Source organism: Leptolyngbya sp. FACHB-711, from assembly GCF_014695615.1.
Lineage (GTDB): Bacteria > Cyanobacteriota > Cyanobacteriia > Elainellales > Elainellaceae > Leptolyngbya_A.
Genome location: NZ_JACJOR010000052.1, coordinates 1 through 5,416, shown reverse-complemented (window position 1 = coordinate 5,416; position 5,416 = coordinate 1). Strand labels below are relative to the sequence as shown.

At 50.8% G+C, this 5,416-nt stretch carries 5 protein-coding genes; 2 read left to right on the top strand and 3 right to left on the bottom strand.

The genetic code is table 11. The features are described 5' to 3' along the window. Together H6F80_RS01015 and H6F80_RS01010 are read left to right on the top strand one after the other, a co-directional pair. A partial coding sequence (locus tag H6F80_RS01015) for a serine hydrolase domain-containing protein (RefSeq protein WP_206755016.1) occupies positions 1-1,079 on the top strand: 1,079 nt, incomplete at its 5' end. Positions 1,080-1,238: 159 nt separating this feature from the next. Next, positions 1,239-2,924, top strand: coding sequence for an NAD(P)H-quinone oxidoreductase subunit 4 (locus H6F80_RS01010; protein WP_190789760.1), 1,686 nt, complete (start codon positions 1,239-1,241; stop codon positions 2,922-2,924). A gap of 395 nt (positions 2,925-3,319) precedes the next feature. Here H6F80_RS01010 and H6F80_RS01005 read toward each other — a convergent pair whose 3' ends face one another. The 3 genes from H6F80_RS01005 to H6F80_RS30535 form a co-directional block, all read right to left on the bottom strand. Next, positions 3,320-3,709: a DUF2267 domain-containing protein gene (locus tag H6F80_RS01005; protein ID WP_190789759.1), complete on the bottom strand. Its 390-nt coding sequence runs from the start codon at positions 3,707-3,709 to the stop codon at positions 3,320-3,322. A 117-nt stretch (positions 3,710-3,826) separates the two neighbouring features. Continuing rightward, positions 3,827-5,209: an ATP-grasp domain-containing protein gene (locus tag H6F80_RS01000; RefSeq protein WP_190789758.1), complete on the bottom strand. Its 1,383-nt coding sequence runs from the start codon at positions 5,207-5,209 to the stop codon at positions 3,827-3,829. A gap of 104 nt (positions 5,210-5,313) precedes the next feature. After that, positions 5,314-5,409: a hypothetical protein gene (locus tag H6F80_RS30535; protein WP_518523494.1), complete on the bottom strand. Its 96-nt coding sequence runs from the start codon at positions 5,407-5,409 to the stop codon at positions 5,314-5,316. Positions 5,410-5,416 lie beyond the last annotated feature (7 nt).

The following is a 5,416-nucleotide window of genomic DNA, read 5'->3' as shown; positions in this document are numbered from 1 at the left end:
TGATGAGGTCAACGGTGAACGGGAGAGATGCAGTGACTAACTTGAGGGAACCACTATTTCAGATACTCAACGATCGGGTTCAGGATCGGGGCATTGCCGGGATTGCCGTTGCCCTGAAGCCAGGCGCAAAGCCTGAATCAGTTTGGCTGCCAGCTTCGATCCCAGATGAGCCTACTTTCCTGGCATACAGCATTACCAAAACCTTTACGGCGGCTCTATTGCTTCTGCTGCAGGAGGAAGGACGGCTATCGCTCGAAGACCCTCTGGTGCGGTGGTTTCCCAACATTGCTCAAGCCGATTGCATTTCTCTGCGCCAACTGCTCAACCATACTGCCGGAATTCCAGACTACGGTTCTTTGCAGGCTTACCACGAGGCAGTACGCACTTCTCCATCCGTGCCCTGGTCGTTTGACCAGTTTGCAGCCGCCACCTATGAGCAGGGGCTATTGTTTGCGCCAGGAACAGGCTGGGCGTACTCGAACCCCGGCTATCTGCTCTTAAAACGCATTGCCGAAGCCGCAACGGGTATTTCCTTTCGCAATCTCATCTTCAATCACATTGTTCGCCCCCTGGGGTTACGTCAAACGTTTGTACCAGAATCGATCGCGGAACTTACCTCCCTTGCGCCAGCCTTCTCTCGCGCCCTGGCTGCCGATAGAACAGCTCGTGATGTTCGCCACTTCTATCATCCTGGCTGGGTATCTCACGGTGTGATCGCATCAACTCCTGCTGAGATTGTGCTGTTTTTGAATGCTGTGTTTGGCGATCGTCTTCTTCCAGGACATTGCGTTGAAGAAATGGCAATCCTTACACCCGTTCCGATGCCAGATACCAGCAATTCACCTCAGGCAGAGTCTCCGCGCTGGGTCAAGCCAAGCTATGGACTGGGCCTTATGGGAGATCCAGCATCAAGATGGGGCTTAGTGTTAGGTCATAACGGCGGTGGACCCGGTTATAACACCAGCGCATTTCACGCTCCTGAACTGGGAGGGGTATCGGTCTGTGCAATGTGTGCAGTGGAACAGAGCATTCAAGCTGAGGAGCTTGTTTTCGCGGTACTGGATTGGATTGCATCCTGAAGCACCAAATGAAGCAGCAGACCTCCGGCTCCGGCTTTTCTGCTTTTTTGCTTGCCTCGAATAAAACTGATATTGAGGTAAGGTAAAGTCTTATGAACAAAAGTACATACTCTTTAGTAGAATAGCGACATACAAAGGTAAGTATTTTTGCTCATTACCATGACAGCCGATCATTTTCCCTGGCTAACTGCGATCGTCCTGCTCCCCCTCGTAGCTTCCCTCCTCATCCCCGTGCTGCCCGACAAAAACGGCAAGCAGTTGCGGTGGTATGCCCTGGGCGTAGGTCTCGCAGATTTTGCTTTAACGTGTTACGCCTTCTGGAAGCATTACGATCCGAGCAGTGCAACGTTTCAACTCGCAGAAAGCTATTCCTGGGTTCCCCAGTTAGGTCTGAACTGGGCAGTTTCGGTTGATGGAATTTCTGCCCCACTGGTTCTTCTGGCTGGATTTGTAACTACGCTGTCGATCTTTGCCGCTTGGCAGGTCGATCGCAAGCCAAGACTCTTCTACTTCCTGCTCCTGGTGCTGTACTCCGCACAGATTGGCGTGTTCGTGGCTCAAGATATCCTGCTGCTGTTCATCATGTGGGAGATTGAGCTGGTTCCCGTCTATCTGCTGGTTTCGATCTGGGGCGGGCAAAGACGACGCTATGCGGCAACGAAATTCCTCCTTTACACGGCAGCCGCTTCAATTTTCATCCTGGTTGCGGGTTTGGCAATGGGTCTGTATGGCGGCACAGACATTACCTTCAACATGGCGGAGCTGGGTCTGAAAGACTATCCGCTGACGCTGGAACTGCTGCTGTATGCAGGTTTGCTGATTGCCTTTGGTGTGAAGCTAGCGATTTTTCCCCTCCACACTTGGCTACCGGATGCTCACGGTGAGGCATCTGCTCCCGTCTCAATGATTCTGGCAGGCGTGCTGCTGAAGATGGGCGGCTATGGTTTGATTCGCCTGAATCTGGAACTGCTGCCCGAAGCGCACATTTACTTTGCCCCCATTCTGGCAGTGCTGGGCGTGGTAAACATCATCTACGGTGCGTTTAATTCGTTCGCTCAGTCCAATATGAAGCGGCGGTTAGCCTATTCCTCAATTTCGCACATGGGGTTTGTGCTGCTGGGCATTGCTTCCTTTACCGATGTCGGAATTAGCGGCGCAATGCTGCAAATGCTGTCCCACGGTTTGATTGCGGCAGCTCTGTTCTTCCTGGCAGGCGTGACCTACGATCGCACCCACACCTTGGCAATGGAGGAAATGGGCGGGATTGGTAAGGCAATGCCCAAAGTATTTGCCCTGTTTACGGCGGCATCAATGGCATCTCTAGCCCTTCCTGGCATGAGCGGCTTTGTCAGCGAGATTTCAGTCTTTGTTGGCGTAGCAACCAGCGATGTCTACGGTTCCACTTTCCGCACCGTAACGGTGATTCTGGCGGCGATCGGACTGATTCTGACTCCGGTTTATCTGCTCTCGATGCTGCGTCAGGTCTTCTATGGTGTCACCGTTCCGCCTTCCTGTGATATTAGTGGAGCGAGTGTGGCAGCGGTGGGCACTCAAGAAGTGGTTTGCTTTGGCACGAATTGCGTTTTGCCTGCTGATGCGGTCTTTAGCGACGCGAAACCGCGTGAAGTCTTCATCGCTGCCTGCTTCCTGGTGCTGACGATTGGTATTGGCTTCTATCCCAAGCTGGCAACCCAGATGTACGACGCAAAGACTGTGGCAGTAAATGCCGGACTCAATCAGTCCTATAGCCAAATTGCTCAGCGAAATCCCCAGATCTACGCAAAAAGCTTACTTCCGAGGTTCTCGCGACCCGAAGCGGCTCCAGTTGTCGGGGTGATCGAATAGCGCGATCGCGACAAGCTATTCATCCGCGTTCAATTGCACGGTTCAATTACACGATACCTACACCGTATGCATTAACCATTCAAGGGGCGATCGACTCGCCCTTTTTCTTTTGCAAGTTTTTTGGGTGTTGCTGAATCGGAGTATGATACGCCCCCCTAGCCCCCCAACTTTGGGGGAACCAGAATTCAAAGTCCCCCAGTATTGAGGGATTTAGGGGGCGATACAGAAGCTAAATTTGCACCCTTCCTATCCCGATTCAGCAATGCCGTTTTTTGCAGATGTTCAGCTCAGTTCCGTTAAGGGACAATTTGAAACCGCTCACCACTTAAAACCTCTCACCATAAAGGCAAGAGGCTGGGTCATACGATCGCCTGACGATTCGCCTGATAATTGGCTTACACCTGGGCGGGGGGAGCAAACAGTTCCTCGTATTCTTCAGAGAAGTTGGCTTTTACGTCTGCAAATTCGCCAGGGGTAACGGCAGCGTTAAGCACCGCAAAGACAGCTCGGCAGTAAGTAGGGGCGATCGTCAGTTCAACGCCTGCTTTTTGAGCCACGCGCTCGTAGAATTCTCGCAGGGAAAAGTAGGTTCCGTTTTGTCCTTCGCGTCCGTACAGGTACTCATCAAGCTGTTTAGGAAGCTGGGCAGCAAGCTGGTGTGCCTCGTCGCCCACAATGCGGTCTGCGATCGTTTCTAACACAGCTCCAGTGGCGGTTTCAGCGGCCTCACGCGAATCGAGTTGAGCAAAGCTCTGGACGTGCTTAATAAACTGGTCGTACTGCATAAATCTTGCTTCGGGTGAATCAACAAAAGTTGTGCTTATTCTAAAAAGCAAAATTTGGGTTCCCCCTCTCACAAAAGAACGTGATTCGGTCGCATTTCGTCCCTCTTTTGAATCACGCTAATCGCCGCCCAATTCCACCAGTTTGCCGATGTTGAAGTCAATTCTGACCCAGCGTTTTTGACGTTGCAGCGCGTTGAGTAACAGCAGCGGGATATGCCAGTGATGCACCATAAGAAACGGCAGCGGATCGTCGGCCTGAAGAATAGCGTCTTTGCCGCGCAGTAAGGAATTGAACCACTGGATGAAATCACTGGATGAGCGAATTCCGGTCAGTCGCCAGAGTTCGTGATATGTCCAATAAGTCGGCTTGCTGCTAGGCAGGGGTTGAAGCGGCGCGTCTGGGAGCGGCTGTTTGCTGAGATAGGCATCGGCAACGCCAGGATGATTGTAAAACAGGGTAATTGCCGAATGGGTACGGGGATTGCATTCGATCGCATACACTGTGCCATTCTGTGCTTCGATAAAGTCGAACGAGATTTGTCCCGTGAGCTGATAGGCTTCGACAAATCGCGTCACCCACTCAAGAATTTTGGGATGATCGACCTGCTCGTAATTCACTTGAAAGGCAGACGATCGGGAACAGCAGTGAAGCTGAATTTTGCCGTTTTGCACTGTGCTGTGGGTGCAGTATTCCTGCCCCGGGATAAACTCCTGGAGAACCCAGGGATTGTCTGCTCGAATCGGCAAACCTTGAAGCTGTGCCTGAGCAGCCTGCCGGGATGCCATCGGATACTGGGTCATGTCCAACCGATGCACCGCATCATAGGCAATATTTTTGAAAATATAGCGGCTGCTGTCCGATGGAAATTCAAAATCTAGAAGCTGCTCTGGGGAGGTGATGCGGAACGTACGGGGAACGGATAACCCGATCGCATTTGCCATCTGAGAAAATTCATATTTGTCATCCAATCGACGAATCAAATCCGTATCAAACTGAAAAACTTCACAGGACGACGGCAGTGATGATTTTGCTAATGCTGTGTAATAGCTTTCATTAGCAGCAGTGACGGGAACCAAAAAGTTAACCTGCTCTTGTTTAACGATCGCGGTAAGATCCTGAAGAAATGCTTCTAGATCTGTTCGGGGTGAGGCTACGGTATAAAAGCGATCGACTGCTTTCGAGAACCGATGTCCGGTCATCCAGTATTTATCAATTTCAACCAAAATCACACGATGTCCGGCAGCATGAAAAGAACGGGCAAGCTGCAATGCTTTAGTCATTTTGCCGCCCGTAATTAAAACAGTTCTTTGATTAGATCCTGAATTAATACGAACATTCGCAGAATTTGTTTCGGAATTAGCTTGCGAATTTAACGTATGAATAATCAGTGTAATGGCAACAATAATCAAATTAACTGGAAAGACGACATACAATAATGCCAGTGTTGCTAAATTTTGCAGCTCAGCTAGAGTGCGATCGGATATTGATTGAGAATTCATCGTTTAGGAATTAGCACACCGCAGGATGGGCATAAAATATGAAAGGCGAGGCTCAAACCAAACAATGCTGGTCAGAGCCGTCGCACAGGAAGGGAAACTTGAGACTACAGGCGGCGGATCACCGTGATGCCATCTCGCAGCGGCAACAGCACTTGCTCAACTCGCGGATCGGCAGCAACGGTTTTATTGAATCGATCGATCGCCTTT

Coding starts and splice junctions, on each gene's coding strand:
- H6F80_RS01000 (WP_190789758.1), bottom strand. CDS start 5,209: ATGAATTCTCAATCAATATCCGATCGCACTCTAGCTGAGCTGCAAAAT.
- H6F80_RS01010 (WP_190789760.1), top strand. CDS start 1,239: ATGACAGCCGATCATTTTCCCTGGCTAACTGCGATCGTCCTGCTCCCC.
- H6F80_RS01005 (WP_190789759.1), bottom strand. CDS start 3,709: ATGCAGTACGACCAGTTTATTAAGCACGTCCAGAGCTTTGCTCAACTC.